At 62.7% G+C, this 19,744-nt stretch carries 16 protein-coding genes; 8 read left to right on the top strand and 8 right to left on the bottom strand.

All coding sequences use genetic code 11. The features are described from left to right. The first annotated feature begins 36 nt into the window (after nucleotides 1-36). On the top strand, nucleotides 37-1,239 hold the full coding sequence (locus HJC00_RS05990; RefSeq protein ID WP_210632403.1) for an ROK family transcriptional regulator: 1,203 nt from the start codon (nucleotides 37-39) through the stop codon (nucleotides 1,237-1,239). 5 nt (nucleotides 1,240-1,244) lie between these two features. On the opposite strand, the gene HJC00_RS05995 is transcribed toward HJC00_RS05990, so the two are convergent. Continuing rightward, entirely contained in the window at nucleotides 1,245-2,159 is a 915-nt protein-coding gene (locus tag HJC00_RS05995) for a DMT family transporter (RefSeq protein WP_210632404.1), read from the bottom strand. A gap of 275 nt (nucleotides 2,160-2,434) precedes the next feature. Here HJC00_RS05995 and HJC00_RS06000 point away from each other — a divergent pair, with 275 nt between their 5' ends. After that, on the top strand, nucleotides 2,435-3,175 hold the full coding sequence (locus HJC00_RS06000) for a helix-turn-helix domain-containing protein (RefSeq protein WP_221102534.1): 741 nt from the start codon (nucleotides 2,435-2,437) through the stop codon (nucleotides 3,173-3,175). Between the two features lie 17 nt (nucleotides 3,176-3,192). Here HJC00_RS06000 and HJC00_RS06005 read toward each other — a convergent pair whose 3' ends face one another. Next, a complete protein-coding gene (locus HJC00_RS06005) occupies nucleotides 3,193-5,214 on the bottom strand; it encodes a beta-N-acetylhexosaminidase (RefSeq protein ID WP_221145174.1) in 2,022 nt (673 codons plus the stop codon). Nucleotides 5,215-5,623: 409 nt separating this feature from the next. Between HJC00_RS06005 and HJC00_RS06010 the strand changes: the two genes are divergently transcribed. Then, entirely contained in the window at nucleotides 5,624-7,165 is a 1,542-nt protein-coding gene (locus HJC00_RS06010) for a DHA2 family efflux MFS transporter permease subunit (protein WP_221163752.1), read from the top strand. A 43-nt stretch (nucleotides 7,166-7,208) separates the two neighbouring features. On the opposite strand, the gene HJC00_RS06015 is transcribed toward HJC00_RS06010, so the two are convergent. Continuing rightward, nucleotides 7,209-7,619, bottom strand: a complete 411-nt coding sequence (locus HJC00_RS06015) for a hypothetical protein (RefSeq protein WP_210632408.1) — start codon at nucleotides 7,617-7,619, stop codon at nucleotides 7,209-7,211. A gap of 243 nt (nucleotides 7,620-7,862) precedes the next feature. Between HJC00_RS06015 and HJC00_RS06020 the strand changes: the two genes are divergently transcribed. The 3 genes from HJC00_RS06020 (at nucleotide 7,863) to HJC00_RS06030 (ending at nucleotide 12,742) form a co-directional block, all read left to right on the top strand. Further along, on the top strand, nucleotides 7,863-8,351 hold the full coding sequence (locus HJC00_RS06020; RefSeq protein WP_210632409.1) for a cupin: 489 nt from the start codon (nucleotides 7,863-7,865) through the stop codon (nucleotides 8,349-8,351). Between the two features lie 179 nt (nucleotides 8,352-8,530). Further along, nucleotides 8,531-11,833: a GH36-type glycosyl hydrolase domain-containing protein gene (locus tag HJC00_RS06025; protein WP_221163753.1), complete on the top strand. Its 3,303-nt coding sequence runs from the start codon at nucleotides 8,531-8,533 to the stop codon at nucleotides 11,831-11,833. Between the two features lie 135 nt (nucleotides 11,834-11,968). Beyond that, nucleotides 11,969-12,742: a hypothetical protein gene (locus HJC00_RS06030; RefSeq protein ID WP_221145180.1), complete on the top strand. Its 774-nt coding sequence runs from the start codon at nucleotides 11,969-11,971 to the stop codon at nucleotides 12,740-12,742. A gap of 61 nt (nucleotides 12,743-12,803) precedes the next feature. On the opposite strand, the gene HJC00_RS06035 is transcribed toward HJC00_RS06030, so the two are convergent. From HJC00_RS06035 to HJC00_RS06055, 5 genes are all read right to left on the bottom strand, one after another. After that, nucleotides 12,804-13,550: a FadR/GntR family transcriptional regulator gene (locus HJC00_RS06035; RefSeq protein ID WP_210632411.1), complete on the bottom strand. Its 747-nt coding sequence runs from the start codon at nucleotides 13,548-13,550 to the stop codon at nucleotides 12,804-12,806. 124 nt (nucleotides 13,551-13,674) lie between these two features. Then, the gene (gene kduD / locus HJC00_RS06040) at nucleotides 13,675-14,439 is read right to left on the bottom strand and encodes a 2-dehydro-3-deoxy-D-gluconate 5-dehydrogenase KduD (RefSeq protein WP_282615087.1); all 765 of its coding nucleotides are present in this window, start codon (nucleotides 14,437-14,439) and stop codon (nucleotides 13,675-13,677) included. Further along, entirely contained in the window at nucleotides 14,436-15,272 is an 837-nt protein-coding gene (kduI, locus tag HJC00_RS06045; RefSeq protein ID WP_210632413.1) for a 5-dehydro-4-deoxy-D-glucuronate isomerase, read from the bottom strand. Before kduI ends, kduD begins: the two co-directional genes overlap by 4 nt. Nucleotides 15,273-15,813: 541 nt before the next feature. Continuing rightward, a complete protein-coding gene (locus tag HJC00_RS06050; RefSeq protein WP_064695679.1) occupies nucleotides 15,814-15,960 on the bottom strand; it encodes a DUF1127 domain-containing protein in 147 nt (48 codons plus the stop codon). Nucleotides 15,961-16,123: 163 nt separating this feature from the next. Then, nucleotides 16,124-17,104, bottom strand: coding sequence for a 3'-5' exonuclease (locus tag HJC00_RS06055; RefSeq protein WP_210632414.1), 981 nt, complete (start codon nucleotides 17,102-17,104; stop codon nucleotides 16,124-16,126). 117 nt (nucleotides 17,105-17,221) lie between these two features. Between HJC00_RS06055 and HJC00_RS06060 the strand changes: the two genes are divergently transcribed. Both HJC00_RS06060 and HJC00_RS06065 read left to right on the top strand, forming a co-directional pair. Further along, nucleotides 17,222-18,490 (top strand): NAD(P)/FAD-dependent oxidoreductase, encoded by a 1,269-nt coding sequence (locus tag HJC00_RS06060; RefSeq protein WP_221163754.1) that lies wholly within the window; start codon nucleotides 17,222-17,224, stop codon nucleotides 18,488-18,490. Between the two features lie 218 nt (nucleotides 18,491-18,708). Beyond that, nucleotides 18,709-19,740, top strand: a complete 1,032-nt coding sequence (locus tag HJC00_RS06065) for an aldo/keto reductase (protein ID WP_210632416.1) — start codon at nucleotides 18,709-18,711, stop codon at nucleotides 19,738-19,740. Nucleotides 19,741-19,744: the final 4 nt, after the last annotated feature.

The raw sequence follows: 19,744 nt of genomic DNA on the forward strand, positions 1-19,744 counted from the left end.
TGACAAGGGTGATGCTTCACTTGCTTCGAAGGCGACATGAAGGCGATCTCCGGCACGAATCTCGAGCAGGCCAAGTCTCACAACCGGCGCGTGGTGATCGAGGCTGTGCGCACCCACGGTCCGCTGTCGCGGGCGGCGATTGCCCGGATGACGGCGCTGACGCCGCAGACCGTCTCCAATATCGTCGAGGAGCTGGAGAGCTCGCAGCTTCTCGTTGCGGCCGAGGCTCAGAAGCTGGCGCGAGGCCAGCCGATCATTCCCTACAGCATCAATCCGCATGGTGCCTATTCGATCGGCCTGGAGCTTGGCCGTCGACGCGCCAGCGGTGTGCTGACGGACCTCTCGGGCGCCGTCTGCGCCCGTATCGAGCACCAGGTCGAACAGGCCGATCCGCAACAGGCCATGCCGGCGCTGCAAACAATCGTCGAGGATCTTCAAGAGGCTTTCGTCTTCGATCGAAACAGGCTGCTCGGCGTCGGCATCGCCCTGCCCGGCCGCTACGCCGATGGCGGCACCACGTCTCTCAGCCCGCACAGCCTGCCGGGCTGGCAGGATTTCCCGGTCGGGCATGCACTGGAACAACGGGTCGGAGTGCCGGTCCTCGTCGAGAACGACGCGACGGCGGCCGCAATCGGCGAGCGTCTTCACGGTGTCGCCCGCGGCCTCGGCAGTTTCGTCTATCTGTTTCTGGCCGGCGGCGGCGGCATCGGCGCCGGAATGTTTCTCGACGGCCACCTCTACAAGGGCAGCCGCAACAATGCCGGCGAGATCGGTCATATCATCGTCGAGCCGCATGGCAGGCTCTGCAGCTGCGGCAAGCGCGGCTGCCTGGATCGCTATCTCTCGCCCTCGGTCGCCTACGAATTCATGGGCATCGCCAATGCCGGGGAGCTTTCCCCCGACGATCTCGATGCGCTGATCGCCGAGGGACGTGAAGGCCTGGATGCGTGGCTCGATCAGGCCGTCGAGCCGCTGCGCCAGACCGTCGATTTTCTGGAGCTCGCCTTCGATCCGCAGACCATCGTGCTTGGCGGCAGCATCCCGACGTCACTGATGCGCCGGCTGGCCGAACGGCTGGAGCCGCTGCATGATCCGCTCGATCCCGGCCGGAAGCGGACGCTGCTCCGCATCATGATCGGCATGACCGGCAAGGATACGGCGATCCTCGGCGCAGCCGCCCTGCCGATCTTTTCCGAAACCAATCCGCGCTTCGACGTCCTGCAAAAGCCGGTCGGCTGACGCCCTTACCCGCCTGCCGGCAGCCTCGCATCTGCTTGGAGCGCGCGACGGGCCAGAGGTCGTGCAAAGATGACCACGTTGCCGAGAAGCGTCAGCGCCAGGCCGATCAGGCCGAGGCTGGTCCAGTGGTAGCCCTCGAAGATCGTCGACAATGACAGGGCGACGATCGGGAACAGGACGGTGGCATAGGCGGCGCGTGAGGAGCCGATGCGGGAGACCAGCATGAGATAGGCGGTGAAACCGATCACCGATCCGATTGCCGCGAGATAGAGCAAGGCGGCGAGATAGGTGATGTCAGGCGGCGTCACGATCGGCGTTTGCGTTAGGGCAATCAGCAACAGGAGAACGACCGCGCCATAGGTCATGCCCCAGCCATTGGCGGTCAGCGGTGAAATTCCCGCCGCGCTGTTTCGACGCGAGGCCATATTGCCGAGCGAGAAGAACAGCGTGCCGAGCGCCGCGAGCCCGATCCCTTTCAACGTGCCCACATTGAAATCGACGACAACCTCCTCTGCGAACAGCAGCAGCAGGCCGGTGGCGCCGAGCGCTGCCGCGAGCAGCGTGCGGCCTGTAATGCGGTCGCCGAAGAACAGGCGCGCATTGACGGCATTGTAGATCGTTGCGAGCGAGAAGATGACGGAGATCAGCCCGGACGGGATGAAGCCGGCGGCGTTGTAGAAACAGATGAAATTGAGGCTGAACAGGCAGAGCGCTTGCGCCAGGATGAAAGGTTGGTCACGCAAGGCCGGCAACTTCAGCCGCCGCATGAAAGCCAGGATGGCAACGAGGATCACGGCTGCGAGCGCAAATCTGTAAAAGACCGAGACCAGGACCGGCACGGGACCGACCTGGATCGCAATGGCGATCCAGGTCGTGCCCCATATGAGGACGGTCGCGATGAAGAGAGCGGCATTTGCCATGGAGTGATCCTCGTTTTCTCCATGAATAGGCGAACCGTGAGCCGGTCTCTTGCAGATTCTTGCTGTGAAATTCTTAGCCCCGGAGTTCCCGCTCGCCACGTCGGCCGTCCACCGCTATTGTTCGCAAGACGTCACGGGTGTGGGAAGAATTGGTGAAAGACAGCCGCCTCTCTGTTTTCAGGTTTTTGTCCGCATCGCCCTCGGCGCGGATGTCGCAGTCGATCGATCTGGGGCTCGGGCGATCTGCGGCCCTCTGGAGCAATGGCAGCGACAGGATGAGCTATGAGCGGCCGGACGGACATACGTTCAGCCTTTATCTCAACGGAGGCGCCGGAACGCGCCGTCTGGACGGCAGCCCCGCCGCGCGAGGACGGCCCGGGGCCTTGTGTGTCATGCCACAGGGGCACTCGTCCGAATGGGAAATCACCGATCCCTTCGACTTCGTCCATCTCTATGTTCCCGACGATCAGATGCGCCGGATGTTTGCCGAGACGTTTGACCGCGATGCGCGGTTTATGGCTGTTGCCGAAGCGACCTTCGCCGATGCACCCGTCTTGGCGCATACGCTTCGGCAGTTGACGGAAGCGATGTTGGCGGGGGATCATCTGCTGGCTGAAGAAGCGATGACGCAGACGATCAGTGATTTTTTGGTTGATCCGCGTTATGGAGGGATGCGCCCTTGCGCGATCAGCGGCGGGCTCGCGCCCCATGTGCGCCGCCGCAGCCTGGACTATATCGAGGCCCATCTCGGCGAGACCATCCGCTTGCAGGATCTGGCGACGATCGGCCAGCTCAGCGCCTTTCATTTCCAGCGGATGTTCCGGGCAAGCTATGGTGTGTCCCCGCATGGCTGGGTGGCTCACCGGCGTGTCGAGCGCGCCAAATCGATGCTGCGCGGCCCGGACCCGATCGCACAGATCGCTTCGGCCTGCGGCTTCAGCAGCCAGAGCCACATGACGCGGGCTTTCAAGTCGGCCACAGGCGTCACACCCTCTGCCTACCGGCAGCGGCAGTGACGCGGCTTCTCCGAGCGCTACGACTCCTGCAATCCATAGAGCAGCGGCATCAGCCCCGCGAGCGCCTTGAAACGTTCCCATGACTTGGACGAGGGTTTCGTCCAGCCGGTTTCGGCAAGTGCCGAAAGGCGCGGGAAGACGAGACGGTCGAAGACGGCGCGATCCGTCATCGGCTCGGACCAGATGCAGGCCTGGATGCCGAGCAGTTGCTGTTTCTGGCTCGCTGTCCAGCCGCCGACGGGATCGAAATTGTAGAGCTTTTCCGCGTCGGAATTTCCTGCCCAGCTGGCGCCGGGCTCATCCCAGTCCGTCCTCAGCGCCATGTCGAGATAATAGACCTGGCCCGGGCAGACGACCATCTGATAGCCGCGTTCGGCGAGTTCGGCCGAAACCTCAACATTGCGCCAGCTGCAGAGATAGCTCTTCGACTTGTCGATGACGTCGCCGTGCGCGGCTTCCTCCCAGCCGCCGGTGATGCAGCCCTTGCTCGCGAGGAAGCGCTGGACACGCTCAAGGAATTCCGCCTGCAGGATGGCGGCGCCCGAGCCGTGAATGTCGTCGGCGCCATGGGTGTTGGTGACGACGTTCAACCGTTTGGCATGCGCATCGGCAACCTCGTCGCCGGCGATGGCGCTGAGGCGCGCCAGCGCTTCCGGCGAGCCGGACCATGCGCCGAGGGGAACCTCGTCGGCGCCGAGATGGATCGTCTTGAACGGAAAGAGCTCGATGAGTTCGGAGAGAATGGTCTCGACGATCTGGTAGGTCTGTTCGCGCGCCGGATTGATGCAGTTGTCGGGAAAACCCTGAACCGAGTAATAGCTGGCTTTTTCGGCCGGGTCGCGCAGCTCCGGTATCGCCTGTTGCATGGCGTAACAATGTCCGGGCATATCGATCTCCGGCACGATTTCGATGCCGAAGTTCTTTGCGAGGGCGACGATCTCGCGGATGACAGGCTTGGTGTAGTAGCCGCCCGTCCGCGCCGGGCTTGAACCCAGAAGCGGCGGCACGGCGAGACCGTGGCCGCGCCATGCGCCGATCTCTGTCAGGGCCGGGTAGGCATCGATCTCCACGCGCCAGGCCTCGTCGTCGGATAGGTGCCAGTGGAAGCGGTTGAGCTTGTTCCAGGCCAGCACCGCCAACAGCTTCTTGACCTCGGCCGCGCCATAGAACTGGCGTGCGACATCGAGATGCAGACCGCGCCAGCCCATCGACGGCTCGTCGACGATCTCGCCGGATGCGGGAAACTGGAAAACTTGGGGGTGCAGCCTGGCGCCGCGCCAGATCTGGCCGAGCGTGACGAGGCCGTAGAGGAAGCCGGTGCGGCTGCTTGCCTCGATCGTGATCGCCTCTTCTTCGAAGCTCAGCCGATAGGCCTCCGGCCCGAAGCCGGCAGCCTCCTTCAGGCCGACACGAACCGCGCCTTCGGCCTCGGTTCGCACGATGCCTTCGACCGCGAAGAGATGCTCCGCCAGCGCCGCGAAGCTTTTTGCCGCCGCCTCCCCTTCAGGGCTCTGCGCCTGCGGCGCAAAACCCGCCGGCAGCGGGCGGCGCGATGCGACGGCGACGCGGTTCGGCCAGGGGATGATCGACACCGGAACGGGCGCGTTGACGGGAACGGGATAGATCTCGGCACCGCGCTTCAGCGGCGCATTGCTGACGGAAGAGCGTGTCGGCCCGACGCCGAGCACGATGGTGCTGCCATCGGACAATGCGAGATAGGCACTCGTCGCGCCGTCCGTCCAGTGGCGGAACTGCCAGCTGAGCGCATAGACGGAGATCGTCCAGGTTTCGCCTGCGCCGAGAACGAAGTTGGCCGGCGGCTGGAATTCGGTGAAATTAGAAAGCCGTTGCGACACCGTTGCGCCTTCCACGCGTCCGGCGGGGTCGACGCGGCCCGGACCGCTGACGCAGAGGGAAAAACTCGAAAGCGGCTCGCTGCCTAGGTTCTTGAGGCGCAGGACATAGGAGAATTCCTTGCCCTCGGCAGGCGGATTCCAAATGGTTTCAAGCCGCAGGGCGTTCGGTCGCGGTGTCGACATTGGTCACTCTTCCTTTGAGGAAAACGGGGCTTTTGGACGTTCCGGCACGGCCACCGGGATCGGAGCGGCGATTGAAGTCAATCAAATTGATTTAATAGTGATAGCCAGTTTCCCGCCGGGCCGTCAATCGGCCACCCGGAATTTCTGCCGCCCGGCACTTAAGCAAATCCCCCCGATGACATCGCCGGGGTGTCGCAATGTGGGAAATAATATCGGCTTGCCCATTTGCGTTAATATTAAGGTACCGTGAGCGACCAACGCCCGGCTGGTGGCGATCTCCTCGGTCTGCGCGCGCTGGATCAATTCTTCGCCGCAGCGTGGCGGTTGACATGCCGATCGTTTCGATCGCAAACATGAAAGCCCTAGATTTCTCACCGATCGGACGATGCCGCGCTGGCGGGATACTCGCATGTCGGAACGACTTGAAGCTGCTCGTCCTGATGGAAGGCCCGCCATGGTCTGGTTCGGCTTCCTGGCCATGTGCGTCGGCATGTTCATGGCAATCCTCGACGTTCAGGTGGTGGCGACATCGCTGCCGACCATCCAGTCGGCGTTGGGCATCGATCCGGATCAGATGAGCTGGATACAGACGGCCTATCTGATCGCCGAAGTGGTCGCCATCCCGCTGACCGGTCTGCTGACGCGGCTTTTGACAATGCGTTGGCTGTTCGTCGTCGCCATCAGCCTGTTCGTGACGGCGTCGGCCGGCTGTGCGGCGAGCGGCAGCTTCGGCGCGCTGGTCGCCTGGCGGGTGCTTCAGGGCTTTTCCGGCGGAACGCTGATCCCTTCGGTGTTTTCAGCCGTGTTCATTCTGTTTCCGAACGAGCGGCAAGCGCTTGCGACGACGATTGCCGGCGTGCTTGCGGTGCTTGCGCCCACCGTCGGCCCGATCGTCGGCGGATGGCTGACCGAAACCTATTCCTGGCACTGGCTGTTCCTGATCAACATCCTTCCGGGGCTTGCCTCGGCAATCCTTGCGGCCCGCTTTCTTCCCAGGCAGGCGGCCGATCCGTCCGAACTCAGGCATCTCGACGGCCTGTCGCTCCTCTTGATGGCGGCAGCGCTGACGGCGCTGGAACTCAGCCTCAAAGAGGCGCCGACCAGCGGCTGGACCTCGGCCTACGTCCTCAGCCTGCTGGCCGTCTGCCTTCTCTCGGGCGGCGCGTTCATAACGCGAACGCTGCGCCGACGCCGGCCGATCGTCGATCTTGGCAATTTCGGCGATCGGAATTTTCTCGTCGGCTCGGTTCTGAGCTTCATCCTCGGCATCGGCCTTTTCGGCTCGGTCTATCTCATGCCGGTCTTTCTCGCTTTCATCAGGGGACACGACGCCCTTGAGATCGGCGTGACCATGCTGGTCACGGGCATCGCACAGCTGGTCACTGCGCCGGTCGCTGTCGCGCTGGAGAAACGCATGGATGCGCGGCTGCTGTCGGCCGCAGGTTTCGCGCTGTTTGCGATCGGCGTCGGCATGAGCGCGTTTCAGGATCCGCGCTCGGATTACGACGCGATGTTCTGGCCCCAGGTGGTGCGCGGCGTCGCCATCATGTTCTGCCTGCTGCCGCCGACCCGGCTGGCGCTCGGCACGCTTCCGGCTGATCGCGTTCCCGATGCGAGCGGGCTTTTCAATTTGATGCGCAATCTCGGCGGCGCCATCGGCATCGCGCTGATCGACACCATCATCTACACACGCTCGGAGCCGCTGGGACAAGACCTCTGGGCACGTCTTGAGGCCGGCGACATCGAGGCGGCCACGTTTGTCGGCGCGCCTGCCGAGATCATATCGGGACATAGCGGCAGCTTCGATGCGGATACCATGGCGACGCTCGATCCGCTGGTCCAGACCGCGGCCAGCGTTCAGGCGATCAACGAAGCCTGGATGGTCGTCGCCGTCCTGACCGGCTGCGCCCTGCTCTCGGTCCCTTTCGCCAGGCGGCCGGCGCCGGCATGAGACCCGGGCAACGATCCGACTCGACTATCTTCTGCGGCAAATATCAATCGGACACAGAAACGTCGATCCATCGACCGGTTCCTTGGTCACCGTAGATATCAACGTCAATCCATACATTGCCACGCAGGATCATATTGGCGGCCCCTCGCGTCATCGTTCCGTTCCGAAGCATCTGCTCCAGAGCTTGGCGATTTGCCGGATCGGCAAAGAATGAGTCCGATTGATCGTCATGATCGCGCACATGGTACTGATGGAAATTCGCCCTGTCTTGTCGGATGATCTGCCACGGCTGGGTAAGTCTAGCCCCATTTGAATTGTAAAGATCAGCGTCGCCGATATACGCGCGATAGCTTTCGATCAGGCGATTGCTGTGGGTGGCCTGAACTCTCGCTTGAGCGTGCGCTGTTCCCGCCACGATGACTGTGCTGAATAGAATCGATAATAATTTCCGCATGTTGCCCTCTTTCAAAAAGAGCGGTCTTACTGAGCGTTAAGCCAATTCGCCAGCCAAAAAGTGTCTTTTTGGCATAGCGAGGCTCCAGCGTGTGAGGGAACCGCCGGCGGCCGCCAAAGTTTAGCCTTTTGAAGCCATTGGCGGAGATGAGTTCAATGGCAGACGCACCGAACTCGCTCACCAGCACCGATGGCTCGCAGATTATCCTGTTGAGGCCATCATCGCCTACCGTGGGAATTCAGCATGAACACCGAGACGATTATTTTCGATGAGAGCGACTGGGTTCCGAACAACCCACGCCTTCCTGTATTGCTTTACCGGGATGTCTTTGCCGACGGTGGACCTCGCGATTTCAAAGATCGCTTCGCGGCAAACGGTTGGACCGGCATCTGGACGAACGGTGTCTTCGATTATCAGCACTACCATTCCGGTGCTCATGAAGTGCTGGGCATTGCACGTGGCAGCGCCACGCTGCTGATCGGCGGTCCCGGCGGTCGAGCGCTCGAAGTCACGGCGGGAGACTGTCTGGTGCTTCCAGCCGGAACCGGGCACCAAAACCTCGGCTGCACGTCGGAGTTCGAGGTCATCGGGGCTTATCCCAAGGGGCAGCATGCCGACATTCAGACTTCGGCTGCTTCAAGTGAAATGCTGGCGAAAATCTCGTCAGTGCCCCTGCCCGATACCGATCCCGTTCAGGGACCATCGGGATTTCTCATCGAGAAGTGGCGATAGCCATTTGCGCACCCTGATATCTTTCGCTTTCTGTTCCGCTTTGAGCCGGTTTTTGCAGCGTCCTCATGTGCGTTCATCAGCTGCGGCACCTTGTCGACCTTCCCATCATCGGTAAGATTTCTCTCAATCTTTTTGCGCCATCCTTTGATTCCCCTCTGACATCAATCGACGAGATCTTTATGGCCCCGAACCTCAAGCGCAGTTTGCAAATGCCACGACGCGAAGAGCTGGGTCTCGTTGCGATCAGCAACGGTTCCGGCCTGTCGATATCGGCTTTGCCGAACGGCACGTTGTTTGCCATCGAATATGCCGACGACAAAGGGGCGGTGCAGATCAATCAGATCCAGGGCTCGCCGCTCTACGGCGGCATCGGCCGCCTTTATCTGCGCATCGGAGGCGCCAAGCCTGATGTCGTCGAGATCGTCGGCCCTCGCGCCGATGGCCGCTTCGGGCACGATGCGACTGGCTTTTCCTGGAGCGGCAAGGCCGGCGATATCAGCTACACCGTCCGCCTCGAGCTGCATCCCTCCGAGACGGCCTGGTTCTGGCGCGTCACGTTCAAGCATCCGAAGAAGGGAGCGCTGCCGGTGGATCTGGTGCTCGTCCAGGACGTCGGTCTCGGCGATCGCGGTTTTCTGATGAACAGCGAAGCCTATGCTTCGCAATATGTCGATCACCATATCGCCGATCACGAGACATATGGCCCCGTCGTCATGAACCGGCAAAATCTCAAGCAGTCGGGCGCCCGCAATCCCTGGCTCATCCAGGGGTGCTTCGATGGCGCGGCCGCCTATGCCACGGATGCGATCCAGCTGGTGCAGGCGAAGCATCGGCAGGGCGACCTTCTGGTTGGTTCCTTCGGCACCAACCTTCCGAGCGAACGGCGGCAGCAGGAGACGGCCTGTCCGGCCATTCAGTCGAAATCCTTCTCCGTACCGGCAAGCGGTGCGACTGCGAGTTTCTTTGCTCTGTTCGCCGCCGATCACCCCGAGGCCTCGAGCGATGCCGACCTCTCGCGGCTCGACGGGTTCGCGGCGCCGGAGAGTGCAGCCGCCGATCCGGAGGCGGCCGCGGCCGTTCGCAGCCTGCTCCAGGATGCGCCCCTGCTGGAGGCCGAGGCGCTGGACCTGAAGGCGATCCGAAGGCTCTATCCGGAGCGGACCTTGGAGGAGCGCGCGCACGGAAGGCTTCTTTCATTTTTCGTGCCGGACGGCGTTCTCAACCGCCACGTCGTCCTGCGCGACAAGGAATTCATCGTCGCGCGGCGCCATGGCGCCATCGTGCGAAGCGGTCAAAACATGCTGCTCGACGATTCAACCCTTGCCGCCACCTGCTGGATGCAAGGGATTTTCGCCGCGCAGCTGACGATCGGCAATACATCTTTCCACAAGCTTTTTTCCGTCTCCCGTGATCCCTACAACCTGATGCACGCCAGCGGATTGCGCATCATGGCCGATCTCGACGCAGGCTGGCGGCTTCTGGCGGTGCCATCGGCCTTCGAGATGGGACTGAGCGATTGCCGCTGGATCTATCAGTGCCGGGATCGCAGGATCATCGTCACGGCGATCGCTTCCGGCGAGGATGCGGCGATGCAGTGGAGCGTGTCGGTGGAGGGCAAGCCGTGCCGTTTCCTGGTGTTTGGCCATGTCGTGCTCGGGGAGCGCGAATATGACGCCGGCGGGCAGATCGAATTCGATCCCGGCCGCAAACGCATCTCTTTCCGGCCGGACCCGGCCTGGCTCTGGGGCGAGCGTTATCCCGATGCCGTTTACTGGCTGGTGAGTTCGACGCCCGACGCCATCGAGGAGATCGGCGGCGACGAGCTGCTCTATGCCGATGGCGCTGCACGCAACGGCGCCTTCATCGCGCTCAAGTCCCGGCCGACGCTGGCGCTCTCCTTTGCCGTCGTCGGTTCGATGACCGATGCCGAAGAAGCCGAACGGCTGGCGCGCCGTTATGAGGCCGGCGTCACCGATGAGGCCATGCTTGCGCCGGCATCGGCATTCTGGCGCAACGTCGTGCGCGGCATGAGGATCGACAATCCTTCGCCCGATCTCGCTGCCCAGACGACCCTTCTGCCCTGGCTTGCGCATGACGCCATCGTGCATCTCAGCGTACCACACGGCCTGGAACAATATACGGGTGCGGCCTGGGGGACGCGCGATGCCTGCCAGGGGCCGATCGAATTCCTGCTCGCTTACGAGCACGACCGCGAAGCCAGGGAGGTGGTGAAGACCGTCTTCAGCGAACAATATCTGGAAGGAGGCGACTGGCCGCAATGGTTCATGCTGGAGCCCTATGCCAACATCCGGGCGGGCGACAGTCACGGCGACGTCATCGTCTGGCCGTTGAAAGCGCTCTGCGACTATATCGAAGCGACCGGCGATCTCGCCATTCTCGACGAGAAGGTTTCCTGGCGCGATGAAAAGACCATGCAGAACGCGCCCGAGGCCGACGCCATCGCCTCTCACGTCGAGAAGCTGCTCGATACCGTCCGCACACAGTTCATCCCGGGAACGCATCTGATCCGCTATGGCGAGGGAGACTGGAACGATTCCCTGCAGCCGGCCGATCCGCATCTGCGCGACTGGATGGTCAGCAGTTGGACCGTTGCTCTGCTCTATGAGCAGTTCGTCCGTTATTCCGCCATCCTGCGCCGGCGCGGCCAGAGCGGCAAGGCAAAGGCTCTGCGGCAGATTGCAACCGCGATGCGCCGGGATTTCAACCGTCATCTCGTGCGCGACGGCGTCGTTGCCGGCTACGGCATCTTCGATCCCGCCCATGACGGCGTCGAATTGCTGCTGCATCCGAGCGACAAACGCACAGGCCTTTCCTTTTCGCTGATCTCGATGACGCAGGCCATGCTCGGCAAGCTGTTCACGCCGGCGCAGAGGCGGCATCATATGCGGCTGATCGAGGAGCATCTGCTCTTCCCCGATGGCGTGCGGCTGATGGAAAAGCCGGCGAGCTACGCCGGCGGGCCCGAAACGCTGTTTCGCCGGGCCGAATCCTCGTCCTTCTTCGGCCGCGAGATCGGACTGATGTATGTGCACGCGCATCTGCGCTATTGCGAAACGCTCGCGCTGGAGGCTTCGGCAGAGGAGCTGTGGAAGGCGGTCGCCATCGTCAATCCGATCGCCGTCACGACGGTCTTGCCGCACGCTTCACTGCGCCAGCGCAATACCTATTTCAGCAGCAGCGACGCGGCTTTCCACGACCGCTATCAGGCGGCGGATGACTGGGCGCGCGTCAAGGCGGGCAAGATCGCCGTCGACGGCGGGTGGCGCATCTATTCAAGCGGACCCGGCCTCTACACCAGGAGCTTCGTCGAAAATATCCTGGGTTTCAAACGACGCTTCGGCCGGCGCCGCCGCAAACCGCTTCTGCCGGCGGCGCACGCCGCCGTCGCTCTGCAAACGGATCATAGCGCCTGGCGGCGGTTGAGGAAGCCGAAGATGAAAATGGCGTTGAGAGAACCCTAAACAACGGCAAGAGAGAACGGCTGGAGAGCATCCTATGCGGCCCGTGTTCCTCGGCAGGACGAGGGTTTCCGCGCCTTAGCTTGCGCAGCCCGCCCCCGGGGCCGCTATCAGCAGATCCGAGCGACAGGGTTTCTTATGACAGGCAACTCCTCACAAAGCAAAATCCTGAAACACAGGGCACGGTCCGATGCCGAAAAGGCGCGTATTTGTGCCGCTAACAATGCAGATCTGTATCAGGCGGTTTTCCGTGCCCATGGACTGCCTGATCAACGAACCAACGCATTTTGGTCAAGCGACGCGATTGCACCGCCATACTATTCCAACATGACAACACTTGACCCGGATGCAACGGAGGAACAGCTGGTTGAAATCGGTTGGCTGACAGATCGGCTGGGACGGCGCCCCGGTTTCAAAGACGGGTTTTCCCGGTTCAATCTCGTCGACAAAGGGTTCCAGTTGTTGTTTTCCGCATCGTGGATTTGGGCCGAACCTCACAAAATTTCAGCGCGTGCGCCCCAGGAGTGGGTACGCATTCGCGATGCGGCGGCCCTGCAACGCTGGGAACATTCGTGGAAAGAGTCGGGTAGCCCCACAGATGCCGACGTCTTCACACTGGGTCTGCTTTCCGATCCGGACATACACATCTATGGCCGATGGGCCGACGACGGCTTTGACGCGGGCTGCATCGTAAATCGATCACCCGAGGCTGTCGGGATCTCCAACATCTTTAGCTTGGCTGGCACGCCGCAGGTCTTCCGGGATGCCGTCTCCTTGGCCACTGTCGCCTTTTCACCCGATCTGCCGCTTGTCGGATACGAGCGTGGTGCAGCACTGGACGAAATGACAAAACTGGGTTTCAAGCCGGTCGGCCAATTGCGCATTTGGCTATCTGATGAAGGCGGCATGTAACGCTTTTCTTCATTTGCGTTGTTCAGCGGGAAATCACGCAACGCCCTCAAGATGCGAACGTTCAGGACAGGCCGGTGGCGTCGCGCAGTTCCTCGAACCGGGCAGCACTCTTCGACAGATGGCTGCGGATGGCACGGCGCGCGGCCGCTTCGTTGCCGTCGCGGATCGCCGTGAATATGGCGTGGTGTTCCCTACGCATACGAGCGGCATGGCGCTTGCGCTCCGCCGCGGTCATCTTGTCCAAGCGTGCCCATTGCCGCGGCACCATGATGTTGCCGAACGTATCGAAGAGGCGGCCGTAGTAGGAATTCTGCGTCGCCACCAGGATCGACCGGTGGAAGGCGTAATCTTCCTCTGCGCCATATCCACCCTCTTCGAGCGCCCTGTCGAGCGCATCGAGCCGGTCCTGCATACGGTCTATGTCTTCCGGCGTGCGCCGCAGCGCGGCAAGACCGGCCGCCTCATATTCGACCCCCATGCGCAGCTCCAGCACCCGCAGAACCTCATCGATCGACTGCAGGTCATTGGGAATGATAGAGAAGGATCTCGGTGTCGGATCGTCCGAGACGAAAGCCCCGAGCCCCTGGTGCGTGGTGATCAGTCCTTTGGCGCGCAGGGTCGCGAGCGCCTCGCGCACGATCGTGCGGCTGACGCCGGTCGCCGCCATGATCGCCTGTTCGGTCGGCAGGCGCTGGCCCGGCTTGAGGTCACCGGACTCGATCTGCGCCGTCAGCGTATCGGCAAGGTTGCTGCGCAGGTTCGACGGCTGGCGAATGGTGGTGAAGAGCGCGTTGTCCTTGTCCGTCATTCCTTGTCATATCCTGCCTGTCGGGGCGGCTGCGCCGGCCGGTATGCTTTTGCTAGCGCATGCCGGCCGGAAAGGCAAAACGACGCGGGCCGAGACGCTGTGTTTCGCCGGTCGACGAAAGCGATTACCGCGCCAGCCAGCCGCCGTCGACGGGCAGCACCGTCCCGTGCACGTAATCGGATGCAGGCGATGCCAGGAACACGGCGGCACCTCCAAGTTCGGACGGCGTTCCCCAGCGTCCCGCCGGAATACGGGCCACGATGGCGGCGTTGCGATCGGGATCCTCACGCAGCGCCGTCGTGTTGTTGGTGACGAAGTAACCGGGGGCGATGGCGTTGACGTTGACGCCCTTGCCGGCCCATTCGCAAGCGAGCAGCTTCGTCAGTCCGGCAAGCCCGCTTTTCGAGGCGGTATAGGACGGGATGCGAATGCCGCCCTGGAAGGAGAGCAGCGACGCGATGTTGATGATCTTGCCCCTGCCCTTCCCGACCATATGGCGGCCAGCCGCCTGCGACAGGAAGAAGGCCGTCTTCAGATTGACGTCGATCACCGCGTCCCAATCTTCCTCGGTGAAGTCGAGCGCATCGGCACGGCGGATGATGCCGGCATTGTTGACGAGGATGTCGAGGCCGCCGAAGGTCTGGATCGTCTCGGCGACGATCCCCTTGACCGGTTCGATGGTGCCAAGATCGGCCTTAATGACATGGAAGCGGCTTCCGGCCTGCTTCACCAGCGCCTCGGTTTCCTCCATCGAGGAGCGCCCAACGGCGACGATCGCCGCACCGGCCTCGGCCAACGCCGCAGCGATCGCCTGGCCGATCCCGGTATTGGCGCCGGTGACGACGGCGGTCCGGCCGGAGAGGTCGAAGGGATTTGCCACGGTGCTCACCTCAGATCCGCGATGGCGATATGATCCATGTCGGTAAAGCTCTTGTTGTCGCCGGCCATCGCCCAGATGAAGCTGTAATTCTTGGTGCCGGCGCCCGAATGGATCGACCAGGGCGGCGAGATGACCGCCTGCTCGTTGGCGACCAGCATATGCCGGGTCTGTTGCGGCTCGCCCATGAAGTGGAAGACACGCTGGTCGGATTCGAGATCGAAATAGAGATAGGCTTCCATGCGCCGGTCATGCGTATGGGCCGGCATGGTGTTCCAGACGCTGCCCGGCTCGATCATGGTGAAGCCCAGGGTGAGCTGGCACGACTGGCAGACTTCCGGGTGGATGAACTGGTAAATCGAGCGCTTGTTGGCCGTCGCGGCTTCGCCGGGCGTCAGGTGACGAGCCTTTTCGCGGGTGAGCAGCACGGTCGGGTGCGTTTGATGGGCCGGCGTCGAGACCAGATAGAATTTCGCCGGATTGGCGGCATCCAGGCTTTCGAACCGGATGTCCTTGGCGCCCTTGCCGGCATAGAGGCAATCATATTTGGCAAGGTCGTAGCTCGTGCCGTCGACGATGATGCGGCCGGCGCCGCCGATGTTCAAGGTTCCGAGTTCACGCTCGGCGAGGAAGGTTTCCTGTCCGATCGCCGTCGGCGCCGTCAGCGTCAGCGCGACACCGAGCGGCGTGGCGCCGCCGATGACCATCCGGTCGTAATGGGAATATGTCAGCCGGATCTCGCCGCCTGCGAAAACGGTCTCGACCAGAAAGTGACGCCGCAGCGCTTCGGTGTCGTATTCGCGCACGGCCTCGGGATGGGAGGCGTGCCTCACGTCGATCTGCATGTCAATTTTCCTTCAGCTTCGTTGTCGTCACGCATCGTCGCTATTGCGCAAGCCGATCCATCAGGCGTCCTCCGCTGCGGCGGTATCCGTCTGGTTACATAGTTGTACGACAAGTTTGGTGTCAACACGTTTGTCCGGGACTTGGCTGAGCAGACGTGAAGGGATCGTAAGGGGCCGCTTTCGGCGCGGCCGCACATTCCTCGGCCAAAACGAAAAAAGCCTGCCGCGGGAGGAGGTGCGGCAGGCTTTCGATAAAAACCGAACGACAGCTGGGAGGAGGAGTGCTGCCGTTCCCGCAAGCGACCCTGGGAGGAGGATGGGGCGCCTGCATGGTCGAAGGATGCGGGAGGAGGTGCACCGCTTCGATGAAATAATCATACTTATTTTCTGCTCAGATGATAGGCATTTCTTTGCAGGGCAGCTATGCGTTATGCGAAAAGCGGGCGGCTCGCCATCTGACGGGCAAGCCCAAAAAGCAAAGCGCCCGCTCGGGAGGAAGCAGGCGCTGGCCAAATGTCGAAGGTGGTGGTCTGTCTGGCCGTTAGCGGGCGATGGCCGCACGGGCGATGGTGCGGATTTCGCCGCGGCCGATGCCGAGGTCGTCCAGTTCGCGCGTCGACATACGGCCCAGTTCAGCGACCGTCTGACGGTACTTGCGCCAGTTGTTGAAAGAGCGTGCTACGTTCATGATGATCCCCTTTCCGTGGGCTTTCGAAGCCTAGCTGCCAGTCCTTGGCGCTTCGGTTGCTTCGATGAGTTCTATATAATACGGGACCCCCGGTTGTTGCAGCGCCAATGCATCACTGCACCTATGCGATAACTGCATGGGTTCTGATGGGCCGCGGCCGATCTCAGGCTTTGAAGCGATCGAAGGCCGTCAGCCGGACGAGCGGCGGATCGGCCTCCTTCCACCGATAGATTTCCGAACGCAGATAGGAAAGCTCGTCGCCGAGATCGTCCTCGCCGACTTCGATCCACCAGGATTTCAGGCGGCCATCGCTTCCATCAGACCAGCGGTAGCCCCTTGCCTTCAGGTGGTCCTTCATCTCGAACGGGCTGTGTTCGGCAAAGATGCGGACGCGGCAGCGTTGGCTGGCGCGGTACAGCTCGGCGAAGGGGCTTTCACCGTCGCCCTGCTGTCGATCCAGGATCTCCAGGAGTGCGTGGCAGTCGTCCACCGCGCGGTGGCCTTCATGGAAATAGCCGGCCTGGCCGACGAGGTAACCGAGCTTGGTGCCCTCGAAGCCGCGGGCGCTCCAGTCGATCTCCGAAACCGAGCACGCCCAGGCCTTGCCGGTGAAGATGGGTGAGAAGGCCTCGCAGAACGGCCGGTCGAACCCGGCATTATGGGCAATGATGAGGTCCGCCGGTTCGATCAGTGCACTCAGCGACGGCATGTCGATCATCTGTCCTTCGACCATGGCATCGGTAATGCCGGTCAGCCTGGTGATGTCGGGCGGGATCGGCCTGGACGGCTGCTGCAGACCGCCATAGATGCCGACCACATCGCCGACCGCGCCGTCATCGTTGAAGGTGAAGGCGACGGCGCCGATTTCGATGATTTCATCGCTGCGGTAGTTGAGGCCCGTCGTCTCGGTATCGAGGATGACGCCGAGCCGCGAAAACTGCGGCTGTCTCGCTGCCGCGACCGGCCGGGCGGCAAGTTTCCTCAGGATGCGATAATTGCCGCTCTCCTCGAGCGCGCGCGCCATGTCTTCATCGCAGCGGGCCGCCGGCGGTGACGGCCGCCGGCGCGCCGGGCCGCGTGCCTCGGCCATTGCGGGCGATGGCTTGGCAAACATGTCGAGTTGCGAATCTCTGTGCACGCTCATCGAACTTGTATGTCACGGAGGCGCGGGCGAATCCATCGCCCGCGGCGCGCTATGCCCAGCCCTTGCCTTTCATGGACAGGAAAGTTTAGCTGAGTGTCAGCGGCGGAAGGAGAAACCATGCCTCGTGACGACTTCAAGGACGCGGACGAAGACGTCGTCATCATCGGCGCCGGTGCTGCCGGTATTGCCGCTGCCCGCCGCCTGCTGGCAATCCGTCCCGGTCTTTCCGTCCTCATGCTCGAAGCCGGCGACCGTCTCGGTGGCCGGGCCTGGACGGTCGGGCTGCCCGGAACCGGCGATCTCGGTTTCGATCTCGGTTGCGGCTGGCTGCATGGGGCGCGGACCAATGCCTGGACGGCGATTGCCGGTGAGGTCGGATTGACGGTCGACCGCTCGCCGGCGCCCTGGAACGGGGGGCGGCGGCTTCAGCGGGACGATGCGGAGAGCCAAGCCGCGCAGCAGGCGATTGGCGCTTACTTCGAACGCCTAGAAAGCCACGAAGGCAACGATCGCGATATGGCAGCAAAGCTACAGCCCGGTAGTCGCTGGAACGGCCAGATCCGGGCAATCGGCACCTATATCACCGGCGCCGAACTGGAGCGTTCGTCGATCGTCGACTACAACAGATATGATCCCGGCGCCGGTCCCGACTGGCGGGTGCGGGAAGGCTATGGAACATTGATCTCGCTCTATGGCGCGCCGGTCCGGACAAGGCTTGGAGTCGAAGCAAGGCGCGTGGATCACCGCCATGCCGGCCGTATCAGTATCGACACGAACAAGGGGATGATCACCGCCGGGACGGTGCTCGTCACCGTTTCGACGAATATGCTTGCCGCCGGCAGGATCGCGTTCGATCCTCCCCTGCCCGACAAGATTGAAGCGGCAGCTCGTTTGCCGCTGGGGCTCGCCGACAAGATTTTCCTCAGCCTCGCCGATCCGGACGCGTTGCCGGCAGATACGCATATGCTCGGATCGACCAGTCGCGGTGCGACCGGCACCTATCAGCTGCGGCCGTTCGGCGCTGCCGTCGTCGAGGCCTATTTTGCCGGCGATCTCGCGCATGATCTGGAGCGGGCAGGGAAAGAAGCCGCCTTTGCCTTCGCCGCCGATGAGATGGCGGGGCAATTCGGCGCGGACATCCGCAAGCAGTTGTCGCTGGCGGCGATCTCGGCCTGGGCCGCTACACCCCATATCGGCGGCTCCTATTCCTATGCCGAGCCCGGCGCCTCCGATTTGCGCGCGATCCTCGCCGCACCGCATGACGAACGGATCTTCTTTGCCGGCGAAGCCTGTTCGCATGCGCGTTATTCGACGGCGCACGGCGCCTACGAGACCGGCGTCGCCGCAGCCGAGCTGCTCGCCGCCTCGTTTTCGAAAAATCCGTAACCGGCGCCCGCCCGCGGGAATATGTTTTCCCACTTGTGGCACGGGCGGGATTGGTTATGCTGCCCTCGCCCCTGCGCTGGATGAGCCCAGGGCGCCATACGTCATCCGGCGGCAAGCGGCCGCCTCAAGCTCGATATTGTCATTGGATTGCGGAAGCCCCGGCTTCTACCCCGGCGATTTTGCGCGTCGGCTGCGGGCGCCCGCATGAGGAGGAAGAAATGGATTATCGCAAGCTCGGTCCCAGCGGGACCGTCGTTACCGCCTATTGCCTGGGCACCATGACCTTCGGGGCGGAGGCCGACGAAGCGGCCTCGCACAAGCTGCTCGACGATTATTTCGCCTGGGGCGGCAATTTCATCGATACCGCCGACGTCTACAGCGCCGGCAAGTCGGAAGAGATCATCGGTCGCTGGCTGAAGGCGCGCCCGACCGAGGCCCGCCAGGCGATCGTCGCGACCAAGGGCAGGTTTCCGATGGGCAACGGGCCCAACGATATTGGCCTGTCGCGCCGCCATCTCGGTCAGGCACTCGACGATTCGCTGCGCCGGCTCGGCCTCGAGCAGATTGACCTCTACCAGATGCATGCCTGGGACGCGCTGACGCCGATCGAAGAGACGCTGCGTTTCCTCGACGACGCGGTTTCATCAGGCAAGATCGGCTATTACGGCTTTTCCAACTATGTCGGCTGGCACATCGCCAAGGCTTCGGAGATCGCCAAGGCGCGTGGTTATACGCGTCCGGTGACGCTGCAGCCGCAATACAGCCTGCTGGCGCGCGACATCGAGCTCGAAATCGTCGCCGCCTGCCAGGATGCCGGCATGGGCCTGTTGCCGTGGTCGCCGCTCGGCGGCGGCTGGCTGACCGGCAAGTACAAGCGCGACCAGATGCCGACCGGCGCCACCCGCCTCGGCGAGAACCCCAATCGCGGCAGCGAATCCTATGCGCCGCGCAACGCGCAGGAACGCACCTGGGCGATCATCGGTGCGGTCGAAGAGATCGCCAAGGCCCGCGGCGTCAGCATGGCGCAGGTGGCGCTCGCCTGGACGGCGGCGCAGCCGGCTGTAACCTCGGTCATCCTCGGCGCCCGCACGCCCGAGCAGCTCGCCGACAATCTCGGCGCCATGAAGGTCGAGCTATCCAAGGAGGAAATGACGAAGCTCAACGAGGTCAGCGCTCCTCAACCGATGGACTATCCCTACGGCAAGGGCGGCATCAACCAGCGCCACCGCAAGATCGAAGGCGGCCGCTGAGCCC

It is taken from the genome of Rhizobium sp. NLR22b, from assembly GCF_019685295.1.
In the GTDB taxonomy this organism is placed as follows: Bacteria; Pseudomonadota; Alphaproteobacteria; order Rhizobiales; family Rhizobiaceae; genus Rhizobium.